General features: G+C 68.0%; 16 protein-coding genes and 2 tRNA genes. 13 read left to right on the forward strand and 5 right to left on the reverse strand.

The annotated features are described in order from the left end of the window. From dnaA to AORI_RS40985, 9 genes are all read left to right on the forward strand, one after another. On the forward strand, positions 1-1635 hold the full coding sequence (gene dnaA, locus AORI_RS40945) for a chromosomal replication initiator protein DnaA (RefSeq protein ID WP_016330459.1): 1635 nt from the start codon (positions 1-3) through the stop codon (positions 1633-1635). 900 nt (positions 1636-2535) lie between these two features. Beyond that, positions 2536-3669 carry a DNA polymerase III subunit beta gene (gene dnaN / locus AORI_RS40950; protein WP_016330460.1) on the forward strand — a complete coding sequence of 378 codons (1134 nt, stop codon included), beginning with the start codon at positions 2536-2538 and terminating at the stop codon, positions 3667-3669. Between the two features lie 37 nt (positions 3670-3706). After that, on the forward strand, positions 3707-4597 hold the full coding sequence (gnd, locus tag AORI_RS40955; RefSeq protein ID WP_016330461.1) for a phosphogluconate dehydrogenase (NAD(+)-dependent, decarboxylating): 891 nt from the start codon (positions 3707-3709) through the stop codon (positions 4595-4597). 9 nt (positions 4598-4606) lie between these two features. After that, complete coding sequence (gene recF, locus AORI_RS40960) at positions 4607-5761, forward strand: DNA replication/repair protein RecF (RefSeq protein WP_016330462.1); 1155 nt, start codon at positions 4607-4609, stop codon at positions 5759-5761. 274 nt (positions 5762-6035) lie between these two features. Then, entirely contained in the window at positions 6036-6527 is a 492-nt protein-coding gene (locus AORI_RS40965; protein WP_043848481.1) for a DciA family protein, read from the forward strand. 206 nt (positions 6528-6733) lie between these two features. Further along, positions 6734-8701 carry a DNA topoisomerase (ATP-hydrolyzing) subunit B gene (gene gyrB / locus AORI_RS40970; RefSeq protein ID WP_016330464.1) on the forward strand — a complete coding sequence of 656 codons (1968 nt, stop codon included), beginning with the start codon at positions 6734-6736 and terminating at the stop codon, positions 8699-8701. Between the two features lie 52 nt (positions 8702-8753). Further along, a complete protein-coding gene (gene gyrA, locus AORI_RS40975; RefSeq protein ID WP_016330465.1) occupies positions 8754-11279 on the forward strand; it encodes a DNA gyrase subunit A in 2526 nt (841 codons plus the stop codon). 36 nt (positions 11280-11315) lie between these two features. Further along, positions 11316-12002: a DUF3566 domain-containing protein gene (locus AORI_RS40980; RefSeq protein ID WP_016330466.1), complete on the forward strand. Its 687-nt coding sequence runs from the start codon at positions 11316-11318 to the stop codon at positions 12000-12002. A 47-nt stretch (positions 12003-12049) separates the two neighbouring features. Continuing rightward, positions 12050-12123 (forward strand) — tRNA-Ile (locus AORI_RS40985). 20 nt (positions 12124-12143) lie between these two features. On the opposite strand, the gene AORI_RS40990 is transcribed toward AORI_RS40985, so the two are convergent. Then, complete coding sequence (locus AORI_RS40990) at positions 12144-12512, reverse strand: hypothetical protein (RefSeq protein WP_043848482.1); 369 nt, start codon at positions 12510-12512, stop codon at positions 12144-12146. 154 nt (positions 12513-12666) lie between these two features. On the opposite strand from AORI_RS40990, the gene AORI_RS40995 reads away from it, so the two are divergent. The 4 genes from AORI_RS40995 to AORI_RS41010 all read left to right on the forward strand — a co-directional run bounded on the left by AORI_RS40995 (position 12667) and on the right by AORI_RS41010 (position 15076). Then, entirely contained in the window at positions 12667-12855 is a 189-nt protein-coding gene (locus tag AORI_RS40995) for a DLW-39 family protein (RefSeq protein WP_016330468.1), read from the forward strand. A gap of 37 nt (positions 12856-12892) precedes the next feature. Continuing rightward, positions 12893-12965 (forward strand) — tRNA-Ala (locus AORI_RS41000). Positions 12966-13029: 64 nt separating this feature from the next. Then, complete coding sequence (locus tag AORI_RS41005) at positions 13030-13470, forward strand: hypothetical protein (protein WP_016330469.1); 441 nt, start codon at positions 13030-13032, stop codon at positions 13468-13470. Between the two features lie 139 nt (positions 13471-13609). Continuing rightward, positions 13610-15076 carry a DHA2 family efflux MFS transporter permease subunit gene (locus AORI_RS41010; RefSeq protein ID WP_016330470.1) on the forward strand — a complete coding sequence of 489 codons (1467 nt, stop codon included), beginning with the start codon at positions 13610-13612 and terminating at the stop codon, positions 15074-15076. Here the strand turns inward: AORI_RS41010 and AORI_RS41015 are convergent. From AORI_RS41015 to AORI_RS82345, 4 genes are all read right to left on the reverse strand, one after another. Further along, on the reverse strand, positions 14991-15389 hold the full coding sequence (locus tag AORI_RS41015; RefSeq protein ID WP_043847828.1) for a helix-turn-helix domain-containing protein: 399 nt from the start codon (positions 15387-15389) through the stop codon (positions 14991-14993). The two genes, AORI_RS41010 and AORI_RS41015, sit on opposite strands and share 86 nt — an antisense overlap. A gap of 19 nt (positions 15390-15408) precedes the next feature. Continuing rightward, complete coding sequence (locus AORI_RS82340; protein WP_016330471.1) at positions 15409-16341, reverse strand: alpha/beta hydrolase; 933 nt, start codon at positions 16339-16341, stop codon at positions 15409-15411. 64 nt (positions 16342-16405) lie between these two features. Then, positions 16406-17065 carry a response regulator gene (locus AORI_RS41025; RefSeq protein ID WP_016330472.1) on the reverse strand — a complete coding sequence of 220 codons (660 nt, stop codon included), beginning with the start codon at positions 17063-17065 and terminating at the stop codon, positions 16406-16408. Further along, on the reverse strand, positions 17056-18120 hold the full coding sequence (locus AORI_RS82345) for a sensor histidine kinase (protein ID WP_016330473.1): 1065 nt from the start codon (positions 18118-18120) through the stop codon (positions 17056-17058). Before AORI_RS82345 ends, AORI_RS41025 begins: the two co-directional genes overlap by 10 nt. Positions 18121-18176: the final 56 nt, after the last annotated feature.

Consider the following 18176-nt stretch of genomic DNA (forward strand, 5'->3'; position numbering starts at 1 on the left):
GTGTCCGATCACCAGCACAATCTTGGCGTCATCTGGGAACAGGTCGTGCGCGAGCTGTCCGATGGCACCCTCTCCCCGCAGCAGCGCGCCTGGATGCGGGTGACCCGGCCGATCGGCCTGCTCGACGGCACCGCGCTCCTCGCCGCCCCCAGCGACTTCGCCAAGGAAGCGATCGAACGCGCCCTGCGCGGCGCGATCACCGAAGCCCTCTCGCGACGGCTCGGCCGCGCGGTCTCGCTCGCGGTGAAGGTCGACAGCACCGAGCCCCACACTTCGATGCCCCCGCCCTCGCCGGGACCTCGCTACGAACCGACGTCACCCGGCCGGGTGGAAAACGGGTCCGGCCCGGTGTCGGGTCCTCCTCCGCTGCCCGAGGGTGACGGCATGCTGTCCCCGACCAGGCCCCGGCCCGAGCCTCCGAAGCCGAGGCCGCCGCGGCAGCAGCCGGTGGACAACAGCCTCAACGATGGCGATGACAGCGATGAAGAAGTCGACGAAGAGGGCGAGGCCCTCGCCGCCGTGACGGAGATCTGGCCGACGTTCTCCGGTCAGCCGATCGCGGGCCAGCCCTACACCGCGCCGGCGCAGCCGCAGACGTCGAAGACGAAGCTCAACGAGAAGTACACGTTCGACACCTTCGTCATCGGGGCGTCGAACCGTTTCGCGCACGCGGCCGCGGTCGCCGTCGCCGAAGCACCGGCGCGCGCGTACAACCCGTTGTTCATCTGGGGAGAGTCCGGGCTCGGGAAGACCCACCTGCTGCACGCGGTCGGGCACTACGCCCAGCGGCTGTTCCCCGGTATGCGCGTGCGGTACGTGTCGACCGAAGAGTTCACGAACGACTTCATCAACTCGCTGCGCGACGACCGCAAGGTCGCGTTCCAGCGCCGCTACCGCGACATCGACATCCTGCTCGTCGACGACATCCAGTTCCTGGAAGGCAAAGAAGGTACGCAGGAAGAGTTCTTCCACACCTTCAACACCCTCCACAACGCGAACAAGCAGATCGTCGTCTCCTCCGACCGCCCGCCGAAGCGCCTCGAAACGCTGGAAGACCGGCTTCGCACGCGGTTCGAGTGGGGCCTCATCACCGACATCCAGCCGCCGGAACTCGAAACGCGTATCGCGATCCTTCGCAAGAAGGCGGCGCAGGACCGGCTCGCGGTTCCCGGCGAGGTCCTGGAGTTCATCGCTTCGCGCGTCGAGGCGAACATCCGGGAACTCGAAGGCGCGCTCATCCGCGTCACCGCCTTCGCGTCGCTGAACCAGCAGCCGGTCGACGTGGCCCTCGCCGAGATCGTGCTCCGGGACCTCATCCCGGATTCGCACGCGCCGGAGATCACCGCGCCGACCATCATGGGCGTCACGTCCGAGTTCTTCGACGTGACCCTCGACGACCTCTGCGGGCCCGGAAAGACGAAGGCGCTCGCGACCGCACGCCAGATCGCGATGTACCTCTGCCGCGAACTGACCGACATGTCGCTCCCGAAGATCGGGCAGACCTTCGGCGGCCGCGACCACACCACCGTCATGCACGCGGACAAGAAGATCCGCAAGGAGATGGCCGAACGACGGCGCATCTACGACCAGGTCCAGGAGCTGACCTCCAGGATCAAACAGCGCGCTCGGCAGTAATCCACTAGTACACAACGCTTTTCAGGGGCTCTCACCGTCCAGGTGGGAGCCCCTTCTTCGTGTCCACATAGGCCTGAAACGCGTGTAGAGCCGCGAAGCACGGGTACATGAGAAGAAGCGGCGAAGGGCGCGAAGGAGGCGAAGCGCGCTTGAGTCCCCTTCGCGTTTTTCCTTGTGTACAAAGGAATCCACATGCTGTGGGCAGCTTGTGCACAACTCCCTCGAGCCGGAGAGCTGCGGCGACCGGGATTCCGTCCACATCGCGCTCACAGGCAATCCACAGCATTTCCACACCAAGATCCACACGCTGTCCCCAGGTTGCCCACATCTTGTGCACAAGGGTGATGCGGGCTGCACAGATCACTCTCCCGAGCGATTCCGGTCACGAACGCCGCCCACAACCCTGGGTACAAACCGCCCCACAACTGGGGATAACCGTGGGGACAACTGTGGATGACTGTGGACAGATCGAGCGCCGCCCGAATCCATCCACGGACGCCCCCAGCTGTCCACCGTCCGTACACACCCGGAGTCCACAGGCTTCCGAGCGCCCGGACCTGCGCGAACGAGCCTTGTCCACACAATCCACAACACCTATTACTACTGCTGTCTTTTCTTCTTCTCTAGAAGAGAACAAAACAAAAACAGGCGAAGGACGAAGTTGGGGACAGCTCCGGAGCCGTGTCGTCTTGTCGACAAAAGCAAGGGGAGGCCGAGGTGACGTGGACCCCGGGGACGGCCTAACGTGGGTCCCTGCACCTGGTCTGCGTGTCGACGTGCGTTCGCGTCCTCGCACGGACCGAACACACCTGCGAGGCACCTGGCCATCGCGCTCTCCGGCCGAGGTGACCCGTTGAGCTTTCGAGCCGTCAGGGGCTCGGCTGTCGAAAGGAAGCGCGCATGAAGATCCGCGTCGAGCGTGACGGGCTGGCCGACGCCGTCGCGTGGGTGGCGAGAAGCCTCCCGTCGCGGCCTCCGGTCCCGGTTCTGGGCGGTGTCCTGCTCGATGCGGGATCCGACGGGACGAGTGACGCCCTCACCGTCTCCGGATTCGACTACGAGGTCTCCGCCACGGTCGGCGTCCCGGCCACCATCGCCGACGGCGGCCGCCTCCTGGTCTCCGGTCGTCTGCTGGCCGACATCACCAAGTCATTGCCCGCGCAGCCCGTCGAGATCTCCGTCGACGGCGCACGCGCGACCATCACCTGCGGGTCCGCGCGCTTCTCCTTGCCGACCATGCCGGTCGAGGACTACCCGCAGCTCCCGTCCCAGCCCGCCTTCGCCGGCGAGCTCACCGGTGACGCGTTCGGCCAGGCCGTCACCCAGGTCGTCGTCGCCGCGGGCAAGGACGACACCCTCCCGATGCTGACCGGTATGCGCCTGGAGATCTCCGGCTCCTCGCTGACCCTGGTCGCCACCGACCGCTTCCGGCTCGCCATGCGCGAGTTCACCTGGGAGCCGGCCGAGGGGCTGTCCGACGCCGCCGTGCTCGTCCCGGCGCGCACGCTCGCCGAGGCCGCGAAGACGCTCGGCGCCAGCGGCTCGAAGATCCGCCTCGCGCTCGCCAGCGGTGAAGGCCTTCTCGGTCTTTCCGGTTCCGGCCGCTACACCACGACCCGTCTCCTCGACGCGGAGTTCCCGCCGTACCGGCAGCTGCTGCCGGCGCAGCACACGTCGCGCGCCGTCATCGAGGTCTCCGCGCTCGCCGAGTCCATCAAGCGTGTTTCGCTGGTCGCCGAGCGTGGCACCCAGGTGCGGCTGGAGTTCAACGACGGTTCGCTGCGGCTTTCCGCCGGTGGCGACGACGAGGGTTCGGCCGAAGAAGAGCTTCAGGTCGACTACGAGGGTGAGCCGGTGACCATCGCGTTCAACCCGGGTTACCTCGTCGACGGGCTCGGCGCGCTGAACGCGAACCGGGCGGAACTGACGTTCACCACCCCGAACCGGCCGGCGCTGATCAAGCCCGCCGACGAGGAGGGCAACGTCGTCCCCGGCTACCTGTACCTCCTGATGCCGGTTCGCCTCCCGGGCTGACCGGCCTCCATTTCTGTTCGCACCAAAGGGGATCTTCATGGCTCAGCTGGGACTCATCGGCCTCGGCAAAATGGGGTTCAACATGCGTGAGCGGCTGCGCGCGGCCGGTCACGAGGTGGTCGGCTACGACCGCAACCCCGACGTCACCGACTCCACCTCACTCGAGGACATGGTGTCCAAACTGGACGGTCCGCGGATCGTCTGGATCATGGTGCCCGCCGGCGAGCCGACGCGGCAAACCGTCGCGGAGCTCGGCAACCTGCTGTCCGAGGGCGACCTCGTGATCGACGGCGGCAACTCGAAGTACACCGACGACCGGATCAACGCGGATCTGCTCGCCGCGAAGAAGATCGGTTACCTCGACTGCGGGGTTTCCGGTGGCGTGTGGGGCAAGGACAACGGCTACGGCCTGATGGTCGGCGGCGCGGCTTCGGACGTCGAGAAGGCCATGCCGATCTTCGACGCGCTTCGCCCTGAAGGCCCGCGTGACGAGGGCTTCTCGCACGCCGGCGCCGTCGGCTCGGGTCACTACGCGAAGATGATCCACAACGGCATCGAGTACGGCATGATGCAGGCCTTCGCCGAAGGTTTCGAGCTGCTCGAAGCCGCGAAGGTCGTCGAGAACGTGCCCGCGGTGATCAAGGGCTGGCAGCGGGGGACCGTCGTCCGCTCGTGGCTGCTCGACCTGCTCGTCCGCGCGCTCGACGAGGACCCGGAGCTGGACGACCTCGAGGGCTACGTCGAGGATTCCGGCGAAGGCCGGTGGACGCTGGAAGAGGCGATCAACAACGCGGTCCCGGCGCCGGTCATCTCGGCCGCGCTGTTCGCGCGGTTCGCCTCGCGCCAGGAGGACTCGGCCGCCATGCGGGCCGTCGCCGCGCTGCGCAACCAGTTCGGCGGGCACTCGGTCAAGAAGGCCGGCGACTAGGCGAGCGGGTTGTATTTAAGACATCTGCAGGTCACCGACTTCCGGTCCTGGCCACAAGCCGATCTCGCGCTCGAACCCGGCCCGACCGTCCTCGTCGGACAGAACGGCCGCGGCAAGACGAACCTCCTGGAGGCGATCGGCTACATCGCGACCCTGGGCTCGCACCGCGTCGCGACCGACGCGCCGTTGGTGCGGCACGGGTGCGAACGCGCGCTGATCAGGGTCGCGGTGGTCAACGAGGACCGTGAGCTGACGGTCGAGCTGGAGATCACGCCCGGCAAGGCGAACCGCGCGCGGGTCAACCGCGGCGCGGTCGGCAAGCCCCGCGACGTGCTCGGGATCCTGCGCACGGTGCTGTTCTCCCCGGAGGACCTGGCACTCGTGCGCGGGGATCCCGGGGAGCGCCGCCGCTTCATGGACGAGCTCCTCGTGCTGCGCGCTCCCCGGTACGCCGGGGTCCGCGCCGATTACGAGAAGGTGCTGAAGCAGCGGAACGCCCTGCTCAAGACGGCGGGCAAACGGCGTACGGGACGCGAAGACCCGTACGCGTTGTCGACGCTCGACGTCTGGGACGACCACTTGTCGGTGGCGGGCGCCGCGTTGCTGGCGGCCAGGCTCAACCTGATCGCCGACCTCGCGCCGTACGCGGCCTCCGCGTACATGGGGGTCGCGCCGGACTCGAGACCGGCGAAGATCGCGTACAAGTCGAGCCTGGGCGAAGCGATGCCGGAGGGCTACGGCACTCCGGACGGACCTCGCGCCGACCAAGCGGTCCTCAAGGAAGTGCTGGTCGAGGCCCTGAAACGGTCGCGGAACCTGGAGCTCGAACGCGGGGTGAGCATGGTCGGCCCGCATCGGGACGAGCTCGATCTCATCCTCGGCGAAGCACCTGCGAAGGGCTACGCGAGCCATGGGGAGTCCTGGTCGTTCGCGCTCGCGTTGCGTCTGGGAAGCTACGAGCTCCTGCGTGGCGAAGCCGGGGAACCGGTGCTTCTGCTGGATGATGTGTTCGCCGAGCTGGACCGGCGTCGCCGGGCCCGGCTGGCGGAGGTGGCGGCAGGCGCCGAGCAGGTGCTGGTGACCGCCGCCGTGGACGAGGACGTGCCCGCCGAACTGGCCGGACATCGCTTCCTCGTGGCCGATGGTGAGATCAACCGAGGGTGAATCCGCGCGGCGGACACCCCGGGTGATCGGCGCCACAGCAGTTGCCCACCGATCTGGGGACAAACCTGTGGACAGTGTGGATAACACCGTGAACGCGTTATCGCCCCGCGTGACCAAGGGGCCTGATAAGCGGCTTGACACCCCTCACCCGGGTGGTAACCCGAGTGAGGGAGCCTTGTTCGATACGCGGAGTGATCGCCCCTCGGTATCGAACGGCGCAACCGATACCGAAAGCAAAGAACCGACCACGGGTCGTGATCTCGCGCGTGCTGCTCTGGACGCCGCGAAGGCCAAAGCGAAGGCCCGCGGGGTTGAACCGGGCGTGCGCCGCGGCCGTATCACCGGAGGGGGAGCCGCTTCGGTCGGCCAAAGCCCGCGACGTCGTCGCTGGTCAGGGCCGGGCGCCGACGCCCGCGACCCGCAACCGCTCGGCAGGCTCGCCTCCAGGATCGCGGTCGACCGCGGCTGGAACACGCGGCTGGCCAACGGTCAGGTCTTCGGAAGCTGGACGCGCCTGGTGGGTGAAGAGGTCGCCGAACACGCTCAGCCGGTGGCCTTGAAGGACGGCGAGCTGACCGTCCGCGCGAGTTCGACGGCGTGGGCGACGCAGCTTCGCCTGCTTCAGGGGCAACTGCTGGCGAAGATCGCCAAAGGCGTCGGGAACGGCGTGGTGAAGAAGATGCGGATCCAGGGACCGACGGCGCCGAGTTGGCGGAAAGGGCCGCGGCACGTGCCGGGACGCGGCCCGCGTGACACGTACGGCTGACCCGAGTTGCGCTTCGCCGCGACAGTGCCCATTAAAGCGCCTAGAACGCGCCCAGAGTGCTTCGCCAACGTCAAGACTCTTCTTCGAACGAATTAGCTCGCCTGTGAGCAAATCAGGGGTGTCCTTGCCGCATGTCTGCGAACGCGGCCAAGTACACTGGAGATGAGCGAGCGTCCGCTCGGGCGAGACGAGGAGAATCAACGCCTGTGACCGAGAACAAGAGCGAGTACAACGCGTCGTCGATCACGGTGCTCGAAGGCCTCGAAGCCGTCCGCAAGCGTCCCGGTATGTACATCGGTTCCACCGGTGAACGCGGCCTCCACCACCTCGTCCAGGAGGTGGTCGACAACTCCGTCGACGAGGCGATGGCCGGCTACGCGACCAAGGTCGAGGTTACCTTGCTGGCCGACGGCGGGGTGCGCGTCGTCGACGACGGCCGCGGCATCCCGGTCGACATCCACCCCAAGGAGCAGAAGCCGACCCTGGAGGTCGTGCTCACCGTGCTCCACGCGGGCGGCAAGTTCGACAGCGACTCCTACGCGGTCTCCGGTGGTCTGCACGGCGTCGGCGTTTCCGTGGTGAACGCGCTCTCGACCAAGCTGATCGCCGAGGTCAAACGCGGCGGGCACAGCTGGCGGCAGGTGTACACCGACCAGATCCCCGGCGAGCTGGAAGACCTCGGCCCGGCCGAGGACACCGGCACCACGATCACCTTCTGGGCCGACGGCGACATCTTCGAGACCACGACGTACAACTTCGAGACGATCTCCCGGCGTCTTCAGGAGATGGCCTTCCTCAACAAGGGCCTGACCCTTTCGCTGCGCGACGAGCGCGTCGCCGACGAAGAGACCGAAGCGGACGCTTCCGGCCAGGCGGCGCGGGTCAAGGAGAAGACCTACTGCTACCCGGGCGGTCTCGAAGACTTCGTCAAGCACATCAACGGCAGCAAGGACCCGATCCACGCGTCCGTGATCTCCTTCGAGGCCAAGGGCACCGGCCTCGAGGTCGAGGTCGCCATGCAGTGGAACAACGGCTTCACGCCGTCGGTGTACACCTTCGCCAACACGATCAACACGCACGAGGGCGGCACGCACGAAGAAGGCTTCCGCGCCGCGCTCACCCGTGTCGTCAACGCGTACGCGCGCGAGAAGAAGCTGCTCAAGGAGAAGGACGCCAACCTCTCCGGTGACGACGTGCGCGAGGGTCTCGCCGCGATCGTCTCGATCAAGCTCTCCGAGCCGCAGTTCGAAGGCCAGACCAAGACCAAGCTGGGCAACAGCGAGGCCAAGACGTTCGTGCAGCAGACCTCGAACGAATGGCTGGCCGACTGGTTCGAGCGCAACCCCACCGAGGCGAAGACGATCATCAACAAGTCGATCTCCTCGGCGCAGGCGCGGATGGCCGCCCGCAAGGCGCGCGACCTGGTCCGCCGCAAGGGCGCGCTGGAGATCGGCGGGCTGCCCGGCAAGCTCAAGGACTGCCGCTCGACCAACCCGTCGGAATGCGAGCTCTACATCGTCGAGGGTGACTCGGCGGGCGGTTCGGCCAAGGAAGGCCGCGACTCGATGTACCAGGCGATCCTGCCGATCCGGGGCAAGATCATCAACGTCGAGAAGGCCCGGATCGACCGCGTCCTCAAGAACACCGAGGTCCAGTCGCTGATCACCGCGCTCGGCACCGGTATCCACGAAGAGTTCGACATCGAGAAGCTGCGCTATCACAAGATCGTGCTGATGGCCGACGCCGACGTCGACGGCCAGCACATCACCACGCTGCTGCTCACCTTCCTGTTCCGGTTCATGCCCCCGCTGATCGAGCACGGGCACGTGTTCCTCTCGCGCCCGCCGCTGTACAAGATCAAGTGGCCGCGGCAGGACCCGGAATACGCGTACTCCGACAGGGAACGCGACGCCGTCATCCAGGCGGGTGTCGAGGCCGGCCGGAAGCTGCCGAAGGACGACGCGATCCAGCGCTACAAGGGTCTCGGCGAGATGAACGCGGAAGAGCTGTGGGAGACCACGATGGACCCGGCGAACCGGCTGCTCGGCCAGGTCACCCTGGACGACGCCGCGCAGGCCGACGACCTGTTCTCGGTCCTGATGGGCGAGGACGTCGAAGCGCGCCGTTCCTTCATCACGCGTAACGCCAAGGACGTGCGCTTCCTGGACGTGTAGACGTCCCCGTTCCTCTTTGTCCCTTTAGGACTGCTCCCACGAGAAGGACCTCATGACGGAAACCTTGCCGCCGGCTCCGGACCACGACCGGATCGAACCGGTCGACATCCAGCAGGAGATGCAGCGCTCCTACATCGACTACGCGATGAGCGTCATCGTGTCGCGGGCGCTGCCGGACGTGCGGGACGGCCTCAAGCCGGTGCACCGCCGCGTGCTGTACTCGATGTTCGACTCCGGCTTCCGCCCCGACCGCGGGTACAACAAGTGCTCCCGCGTCGTCGGCGACGTGATGGGCAACTACCACCCGCACGGTGACTCCGCGATCTACGACGCGCTGGTGCGGCTCGCGCAGCCGTGGTCGCTGCGGTACCCGCTGATCGACGGCCAGGGCAACTTCGGTTCGTCGGGCAACGACCCCGCCGCCGCCATGCGGTACACCGAGTCCCGGCTGGCACCTCTCGCGATGCACATGCTGCAGGACATCGAAGAAGAGACCGTCGACTTCTCCGACAACTACGACGGCCGCACCCAGGAGCCCGACGTCCTGCCGTCGCGGTTCCCGAACCTGCTGGTCAACGGTGGTTCCGGGATCGCGGTCGGGATGGCGACCAACATCCCGCCGCACAACCTGCGCGAGGTCGCCGACGGCGTCAAATGGGCGCTGGAGAACTACGAGGCCAGCGACGACGAACTGCTCGCCGCGCTGCTGGTCCGGATCAAGGGCCCGGACTTCCCGACCAAGGCGATGATCCTCGGCAACTCCGGCATCGAGGACGCGTACCGCACCGGCCGCGGCTCCGTGCGCATGCGCGCGGTCGTCGAGGTCGAAGAGGACGCCAAGGGCCGCACGATCCTGGTCGTGTCCGAGCTGCCGTACCAGGTCAACCCGGACAACCTGGTGGAGAACATCGCGAACCTGGTCCGCGACGGCAAGCTCACCGGCATCTCCGACATCGCCGACGAGTCCAACAGCCGCAGCGGCATGCGGATCGTCGTCACGATCAAACGTGACGCGGTCGCCAAGGTCGTGCTGAACAACCTGTACAAGCACACCCAGCTGCAGCAGAACTTCGGTGTCAACATGCTGGCCCTGGTCGACGGCGTGCCTCGCACGCTGCGTCTCGACCAGATGATCCGGCACTACGTGAAGCACCAGATCGACGTCATCGTCCGCCGGACCCGCTTCCGGCTGCGCAAGGCCGAGGAACGCGCCCACATCCTGCGCGGTCTGGTCAAGGCGCTGGACATGCTCGACGAGGTCATCGCCCTCATCCGGCGCTCGCCTTCGGCCGAAGAGGCCCGGCCCGCGCTGATGAGCCTGCTCGACGTCGACGAGATCCAGGCGACCGCGATCCTCGACATGCAGCTCCGCCGCCTCGCGGCACTGGAGCGGCAGCGGATCATCGACACCCTGGCCGAGATCGAACTCGAGATCGCCGACCTCAAGGACATCCTCGAGAAGCCCGAGCGGCAGCGCGCGATCATCGCCGAGGAGCTCCAGGAGATCGTCGACAAGTACGGCGACGACCGGCGCACCAAGATCATCCCGTTCGACGGCGAGGTCTCGGTCGAAGACCTCATCGCGGTCGAGGACGTCGTCGTCACGATCACCCGCACGGGTTACGCCAAGCGAACGAAAACCGATCTGTACCGCTCGCAGAAACGCGGCGGCAAGGGCGTCCAGGGCGCGACCCTCAAACAGGACGACATCGTCCAGCACTTCTTCGTCTGCTCGACGCACGACTGGATCCTGTTCTTCACGAACAAGGGCCGCGTGTACCGGGCGAAGGCGTACGACCTGCCCGAGGCCAACCGCAACGCGCGCGGCCAGCACGTTGCGAACCTGCTCGCGTTCCAGCCCGACGAGCAGATCGCCCAGGTCATCGAGATCCCGAACTACGAGGTCGCCCCGTACCTCGTGCTCGCGACCCGCCGCGGCCTGGTGAAGAAGACCAAGCTCACCGACTTCGACTCCAACCGCGCCGGCGGCCTCATCGCCGTCAACCTGCGCGAAGGGGACGAACTGGTCGGCGCGGTCCTCGCGGCCGCCGAGGACGACCTGCTGCTCGTGTCCGCGGAAGGCCAGTCGATCCGCTTCCACGCCACCGACGAAGCCCTGCGCCCGATGGGCCGCGCGACGTCCGGTGTGCTCGGCATGCGGTTCAACGACGGCGACGAACTGCTCGGCATCAACGTCGTCCAGCCGGACAAGTTCCTCCTCGTCGCCACCGGCGGCGGCTACGCCAAGCGGACCCCGACCGAGGACTACCCGGTCCAGGGCCGCGGCGGCAAGGGTGTGCTCACCATTCAGTACGACCAGAAACGTGGCAGGCTGGTGGGCGCGGTCATCGTCGACGCCGAAGACGAGCTTTACGCGATCACCTCCAGCGGCGGGGTGATCCGGACTTCGGCCGGGCAGGTGCGCAAGGCGGGCAGGCAGACGAAGGGAGTGCGGCTGATGAATCTCGACGAAGGAACCACTCTTCTCGCGGTCGCACGCAACGCGGACGAGCCCTCAGACGTCGCCACTGCAGGTAGTACTGAAGGAGAAGAAACCCCGGCGTCGGAGCAGGAGTAGACGACGCCCCACGTACTGGGTAAGGACTGACACCTCGTGACACCATCCGAGAAGCCCGAAGCAGGCGGCGCGCAGGCGGGTTCTTCGAGCCCGCCCTGGCAGCGTGACAGCGGCGCCGGGGAACCCGAAGGCTCCAGCGAGCAGACGGTCTCGGTGTCTTCGGTCGCCACCGAAGACGTGGCCCACTCGGACCCGAAGCGGGACACGACCACCGTGACCGACTATCACGGGGTCAGCGGCACAGCCGCGAAGAGGCTCTTCGGCGACAGCGGAGAGGGCGACCCCGCCCCCTCCGCCATCCCGTCGGCCTCCCGCACCCGTGCCGCCCCCACCGCGCTCCGCCGCCCCGGCCGCGGACCGCGTCGCGCCAGCCTGCAGATCAAACGCTTCGACCCCTGGTCGGTGCTGAAACTGTCCCTCGTCCTCGGCGTCGCGCTGTTCTTCGTGTGGCTCGTCGCCGTCGGCGTCCTCTACACCGTCCTCGACGGCATGGGCGTCTGGGACAAACTCAACGGGACCTACTCGTCGCTCGTCGGCGGCGAAGGGGCCGACGCGCCGGCCGACCCGTTGATCAGCGCCGGCCGCGTCTTCGGGATCGCGGCCATCCTCGGCGCCATCAACATCGTGCTGATCTCGGCGCTGGCCACCGTCAGCGCCTTCATCTACAACGTCTCCGCCGACCTCGCCGGAGGCCTGGAAGTGACCCTTTCCGAACGAGAGTGACCCGGTTGCAGGGCGCCGAAAGGCGTCCTGTAATCTTCTCCTCGTTCGGGCCCATAGCTCAGGCGGTTAGAGCGCTTCGCTGATAACGAAGAGGTCCCAGGTTCAAGTCCTGGTGGGCCCACCCCGAAAGCCGGTTCGCGATTATCGCGGGCCGGCTTTTTCGTCGCGCTCATCGGCCTCTGTTTCGGCGAGGAACTCGTCGAGCAACGTGAAGAGCAGTTTCGAGACCCGTGCTTCCTGCTCGGCTGTGATGTCCCAGCTGGCCCAGCCTTCCGGCAGCGCGAGGTGGCGCACCTGGCCGGTCCAGCCGTGGTTGCAATCCTTTCCGCGACGTGCGACCAACCAGTCCCGCCAGCCGTCGAGCCCGGGGCCGCCGTGCCGAAGCGCGTGCTCGTCGTAGCCGATCAGAAACGACTCCAGGTCGGAAAGGCATCGGATGCCGAACATCAGTGGTCGTTCGGCGACGAAGGCGAAGTACTCGCGCTCGCTACAGGCCTTCACATCTCGCATGACCACATTCTGCTGCCCCCGTGGCTAAGGTCCTGGGCCCTTCCCGGCAGGGTCTTCGTTCCACGTGGAACGTCGGGCAGGGGGCGTCCGGCGAACGGCGTGCAGTAGCATCGGTGGGGAAGTGGAGCAACTCGGCGGAAAGAGGGGGCTTCTGATGAAGAAGCTGTTGGCACTCGCGGTCATCGCGGGCGGCGTGCTGTTCGTGATCAAGCGCAACAAGGCCGCCAAGGCCGAGGCCGACCTCTGGCGTGAGGCCACCGCTCCCACCGAGCGCCCGCTGGGAACCGCTTCCACCAACGGAAGCGCCCCGGCCAAGGCCGCGGACGCGTCCCGCAACAACTGATTTCGGCGCGGGCGGTTATCATGATCGCCTGCGACCCGGGGCTGTAGCTCAATTGGTAGAGCACTGCCTTTGCAAGGCAGGGGTCAGGGGTTCGATTCCCCTCAGCTCCACTCCGGAAAGCGACAAGGCCACCCGTACCGCGGGTGGCCTTCTCATTTCCGTCAGAATGCGCGCATGGGTGTCCTCTTCGACTACTTCGCCGCGCCGGACAACGACGCCGCGGCCGCCACGATCGACCTCGTCGGAGGACCGTCCGAGGCTTCCTCGCCGACCGTCCAGCTCAAGGGTGTCGATCCGTTCGTGCAGCTGGGCACGGCGGAGTCCCTGCTCACCGGCGTCGACTATGACACCGTCATCGCTCGCGACCTCGCCCCGGTCGCCATGGCCGACGAAGGCGCGCGTCTGGTCGTCCCGCTGACCGAAGAGCTGTCCGACGCACTGTCCGACGCCGACGCGGCGCGCCTGCGAGAGGTGGCCGAGCCCTGGTCCCGGACCGAGGAGTTCGGCGGTCAGGCCGATCCCGCTGACCTGGCCGCCGTGCTGACCGGCCTCGCGGAACTCGCCCGTGGCGCCAAGACCCGGGGCGATCGTCTCTGCTGCTGGGTCTGCGTCTGATCGGTGACGTTCGTCACCGAGAACGTGGTGCTCAAAGACCGTTCGAGGAGCCGGCCGGGCTTGCCCTCAAGCGTGCTTCAGCGGGCACGCTGGCCCGGCGGCGGAAGATCATCCGCCGCCGGAGTCGGAGGGTGACGATATGAGACGTGAAGGCGTCGTGCTCGCGTTGGCCTGTGCAGGATCCTTCGTGGTGATCCTCGACGCGACGATCGTTTCCGTTGCCCTGCCGTCGATCCGGTTCGGTCTCGGGTTTCCGGCGGGTGCGCTGGCCTGGGTGGTGAACGCGTACACCCTCGCCTTCGCCGGGTTCCTGTTGCTGGGCGGCCGGTTGTGCGACGAATTCGGCGTCCGGCGGATCTTCGTGCTCGGGATGAGCCTGTTCACCGTCGCGCGGCTCGCCGCCGGACTCGCCGGTTCCCCGGAAACGCTGCTCGTCGCCCGCACGGTGCAAGGGTTCGGCGGCGCGCTGCTGATGCCGGCGACACTCTCCTTGCTGACCACGACGTTCACCGAACCCGCCAGCCGTGCGCGGGCCTTGGGCACCTGGAGCGCGGTGGGCGCGGCCGGTGCCGCGGCGGGACCGGTGATCGGTGGCCTGCTGACCCAATGGGCGGGCTGGCGCTGGGTGTTCTTCGTCAGCGTCCCGATCGGTGTGGTGGCCGTCGTCGCCGCCGGAGCGGTGCTGCCGCTGCGAGACCGAACCCGTCCTCGCGGCAGGCTGGACGTGCTCGGCGCGGTGCTGTCGGCGACGGGACTCGTCGGTGTGGTCTACGCGGTGATGCGTTCGTCGTCCGACGGCTGGGGCAGCGCGGCCGTGCTGCTCCCGTTGTCCGGTGGACTCGTCCTGCTCGCCGTTTTCCTGGTGCACCAGCACAGGTGGGCCGGCGAACCACTGGTCGCGCTCGGGATCTTCCGGCTGCGCTCGGTCAGCAGCGGGAACATGGTGATCTTCTTGCTGGGCCTGGGTTTCCTCGCCAGCCCGATCCTGCTTTCGTTGTACCTGCAGGATGTCCACGGCTATTCGCCGATGCGGGCCGGGCTGGCCTACCTGCCGGTGGGGGTGGCGATGTTCGCCGGCGCACGGACCGCGGGCGGGCTCTCGGTGCGGATCGGGCCCCGGCGTGCGGCGGCGTTGTACTGCGCGATCGGCGCGGTGGGTTTCGCCGCGATCGCGGTGCTGGCCGGTGCGCACACTTCCTACGTCGTTTCCGTGCTGGTGCCGGGAATGGTGTTCGGATTCGGGACGGCGGCGGCCTTCACCCCGATCACCGTGGCCGCCACGAGCGGGGTGCCGGAACGGCAGAACGGGCTGGCCGCCGGTCTGCTGAACACGGTCCGGCAGACCAGCGGCGCGCTCGGGCTCGCCGTGTTGACCGCGCTCGCGGCGGCGGTGACCGCGGGTTCGCCGTCCGGCCTGCCGAAAGGGGAGGCGCTGGTGCACGGCTACACCGCCGCGTTCCTCGCCTCCGCCGCCTGTCTCGCGGCCGCCGCGGTGGTCGCGGCGCTGACGATGCCGGGGCTCAGCTCGCCGCGGCGTGAGCGGGCAGGTCGACCCGGTCGCGGAACCACGGGCAGTCCTCAAGGTTCTCCTCGCGGCGGCAGGTGAGCAGTTCGACCAGGTAGTCGTGCGCGGTGTCGAGCCGCGCACGCTCCTGCTCGATTTCGGCGAGCCGCCCGGTCACCACTTCCCGCCAGCGGTGCTGTTCGGCGAGCAGTTCGGTGATCCTGGCCAGGCCGAGCCCGCCGACCTGCCGCCAGTGCTTGATCAGCGCGATGCGGTACAGCTGATCGTCGGCGTAGTACCGCTGCCCCGAGCGGCGGCGGGCGGTGATCAGCCCGCGGCGCTCCCAGTAGTGCAGGGTCGAGATCGCCAGCCCGAAATGGTCGGCGGCCTCGCGAACCGGCGTCAAGGAATCCATGCGGCCAGTCTAGGTTAGGTTACCCTAACTTTCGAGCCAACCAGGCGAAGGTCCACCGGTAGAAGCTCCGCGCGGCGAGGCTGGTGTTGATCGAATGGCCGCTGCCCCGCACGATCTCGTCGGCACCACAGTCGCCGCTTCCGCAGACCAGGGTGTCGTGCTCGCCCAGGACGTACGCCGTCGGGACCTTCGGCGCCGATCGTTTCGCCGCGCCGGGCCCCACCGAACGGAGTTCCGCCGACGCCAGCGTGTCCTTGAGGGCCTCTTCGACGGAAATGATCGCCGGGTCGTAGGTGCCGGGGTGATGGAAGGTCTGGGCGCGAGTGCCGGGGCGGGTCGTGAAATAGCCGCGGGCCCAAGGCTTTCCGGCGAACTTCGGGTCCAGTTCGGCGGGATGGAACGGCGACGTGGTCGCGGCTCGGGCGCCGGGCCGGTCACGCGGGATGCCGCTGATGATCACGGCGTCGACGCCGCCTCGCTCGGCGGCTCTTTCCGCGACGAGGCCGCCCATCGAATGTCCATTGAGGACGATGGTGCGGAACCGCGGGCGCAGCTGCCGGACGACCTGATGCACGGCCTCGCCGCCGGCGTCGAAGTCGAGGGTCTCCGGGTCCGGGCGGCTGCTGCGGCCGTAGCCGAGCCTGTCGAGGTTGAGCGTCGCGTAGCCCGCGCGGGTCGCACTGTCCATATAGGAGTATCGACGCGGCTGGTACGGCCAGTCCCAGTAGGAGCGGTCGTAGGTCCCGCCGTGCAGCAGGATCTGCACCGGGGTGCGGGCGGTGAGCCGGCCCCTGGAACAGAGTTCTCCCGCGATGGTCTGGTGTTCGCCGTTCACCTGCACCGAAAAGCGTTGTTCGGCGCAGCGGGCCGGGCGTTCCGCCGCGACGGCGGTCGTGGCTCCCGGCAAGGTGAGGAGCGCGGTGAGCAGGGCGGCTTTCACGGTGAATTTCATGGCGGAAGCGTCGCTCGACGGACGAGGTCGCGTCGTCGTGCCGCCGTGGAGATCGACGGCTACGTCAGGCGCGCACCAACCCGCTCCGGTAGGCGAACACCACCAGCTGAGCGCGATCGCGGGCGTGCACCTTGCTCATCGCGCGGCTGACATGCGTCCGCACCGTGGCCGCGCTGATGAAGAACTCCCGCGCTATCTCTTCGTTCGACATCCCCTGCGCGACCCGTTGCACGACTTCGTGCTCCCGTTCGGTGAACGCCGAACCGTCCGCACGGGGCAGCGACGCCGACGGCCGCGCGGTGAATTCCGCGATCAGCCGCCGGGTGACGCTCGGGGAGAGGAGCGCGTCGCCCGCGGCGACCACACGGACGGCTTGGAGCAGATCCGCGGGCGCGGTGTGCTTGAGCAGGAACCCGCTGGCACCCGCGCGTAAGGCGTCGAAGACGTATTCGTCCAGGTCGAAAGTGGTCAGCATGACGACACGGACTTCGGAAAGCCGCTCGTCCGCCACGATGCGGCGGGTGGCCTCGATGCCGTCGAGGCCGGGCATCCGGACGTCCATCAGCACCACGTCGGGCACGGTCTCCGCGACGACGGCCACCGCCGCCTCGCCGTCGTCCGCCTCGCCCACCACGGTGATGCCGGTTTCCGCCCGGAGCAACGCCGCGAAGCCGGACCGCACCAGTAGCTGATCGTCGGCGAGCACCACCCTGATCACGGCCATCGCGCGCTCACCCGGAACCTCCCGTCCTCGCGTCCCGCGGTCAGTGTGCCGCCGGTCGCCCTGGCCCGTTCGCCCATTCCCCTGATCCCGGCACCGGGAACGTCCGGACCGGGCGTGCGGACGTCGTTGACCACGTCGAGCCGCAGGCCGTTCTCGCCCACCCGCACGGTCACACCGACGGGGGAAGCGCCGTGCTTCGCGGCGTTCGTGAGCGATTCCTGGACGATCCGGTACACCGCGCCGCCGACCGGCTGATCGATCCCGGGAGCGTCGAGGTCCAGCGTGACGGCCAGCTTGGCCCGATCCATCGAAGCGACCAGCTCCGGAATGTCCGCGACACCCGGCGACGGCCGCAACGGGGCGGAGTCGTCACGCAGCAGCCGCACCATGGCGTTCAGTTCGTCCAGGATCGTGCCGCTGACCGTGCGGACGATTTCGAGCGCTTCCTTCGCCACCTCCGGGTGATCGTCGATGACGTGCCGGGCCATCCCGGACTGGACGTTGATCACCGCCATCGCGTGGCCGACGCTGTCGTGCAGATCCTGCGCGATACGCAGCCGCTCGGCGAGGACGCGATCACGTTCCGCCCGTTCGGCGGCCGCGGTCCGCTCACGGCGTCCTCGAAGCGCGTCGGCCGCGAAGACCGCGACGCCGGCCCAGCCGACGAAGACCAGATCGAGGACGCCTGCCCCGCCGGTGGCCACGTTCGTGCCGACGACCGTCGCCGCCATACCGGCCGCGACGGCGTACGCGAGCCGTCGCGGGCGCAGGATCCCGAGCGCGAACAACGGCACGAGACCGGCGAACAGCACCGGACCGTCGGGATAGCCGAACCCCAGGTAGAGCAGGAGCGCAAACGCTTCCGTCCCCGCTGCCGTCACCGGCATCCGCCAGACGGCGGTCAGGGCGAGACAAGCGAGCCCGACGATCGCGAACCCGAAGGCGCCGACCGGACGTTCCCCATGTTCGGGCTCCAGGTTCGCCGTGCCGACCACGAGCGACGCGCTCACCGCGAGCCAAGCGGCGACGGCACCACCTCTGATCAGCCACCTCACCGGCTCAGTCTGCCGAACCGGGGGCGCACGCACGTCAGCGTTCCGTGGATCCCGCC

Source organism: Amycolatopsis keratiniphila (genome assembly GCF_000400635.2).
Lineage (GTDB): Bacteria > Actinomycetota > Actinomycetes > Mycobacteriales > Pseudonocardiaceae > Amycolatopsis > Amycolatopsis keratiniphila.

Bases quoted from the DNA above. Each gene is read 5' to 3' on its own strand.
- gnd (WP_016330461.1), top strand. From the start codon at position 3,707: ATGGCTCAGCTGGGACTCATCGGCCTCGGCAAAATGGGGTTCAACATG.
- AORI_RS40990 (WP_043848482.1), bottom strand. From the start codon at position 12,512: ATGCGAGATGTGAAGGCCTGTAGCGAGCGCGAGTACTTCGCCTTCGTC.
- AORI_RS41015 (WP_043847828.1), bottom strand. From the start codon at position 15,389: ATGGATTCCTTGACGCCGGTTCGCGAGGCCGCCGACCATTTCGGGCTG.
- AORI_RS41025 (WP_016330472.1), bottom strand. From the start codon at position 17,065: ATGGCCGTGATCAGGGTGGTGCTCGCCGACGATCAGCTACTGGTGCGG.
- AORI_RS40995 (WP_016330468.1), top strand. From the start codon at position 12,667: ATGAAGAAGCTGTTGGCACTCGCGGTCATCGCGGGCGGCGTGCTGTTC.
- dnaN (WP_016330460.1), top strand. From the start codon at position 2,536: ATGAAGATCCGCGTCGAGCGTGACGGGCTGGCCGACGCCGTCGCGTGG.
- AORI_RS82340 (WP_016330471.1), bottom strand. From the start codon at position 16,341: ATGAAATTCACCGTGAAAGCCGCCCTGCTCACCGCGCTCCTCACCTTG.
- AORI_RS41005 (WP_016330469.1), top strand. From the start codon at position 13,030: ATGGGTGTCCTCTTCGACTACTTCGCCGCGCCGGACAACGACGCCGCG.
- AORI_RS41010 (WP_016330470.1), top strand. From the start codon at position 13,610: ATGAGACGTGAAGGCGTCGTGCTCGCGTTGGCCTGTGCAGGATCCTTC.
- gyrA (WP_016330465.1), top strand. From the start codon at position 8,754: ATGACGGAAACCTTGCCGCCGGCTCCGGACCACGACCGGATCGAACCG.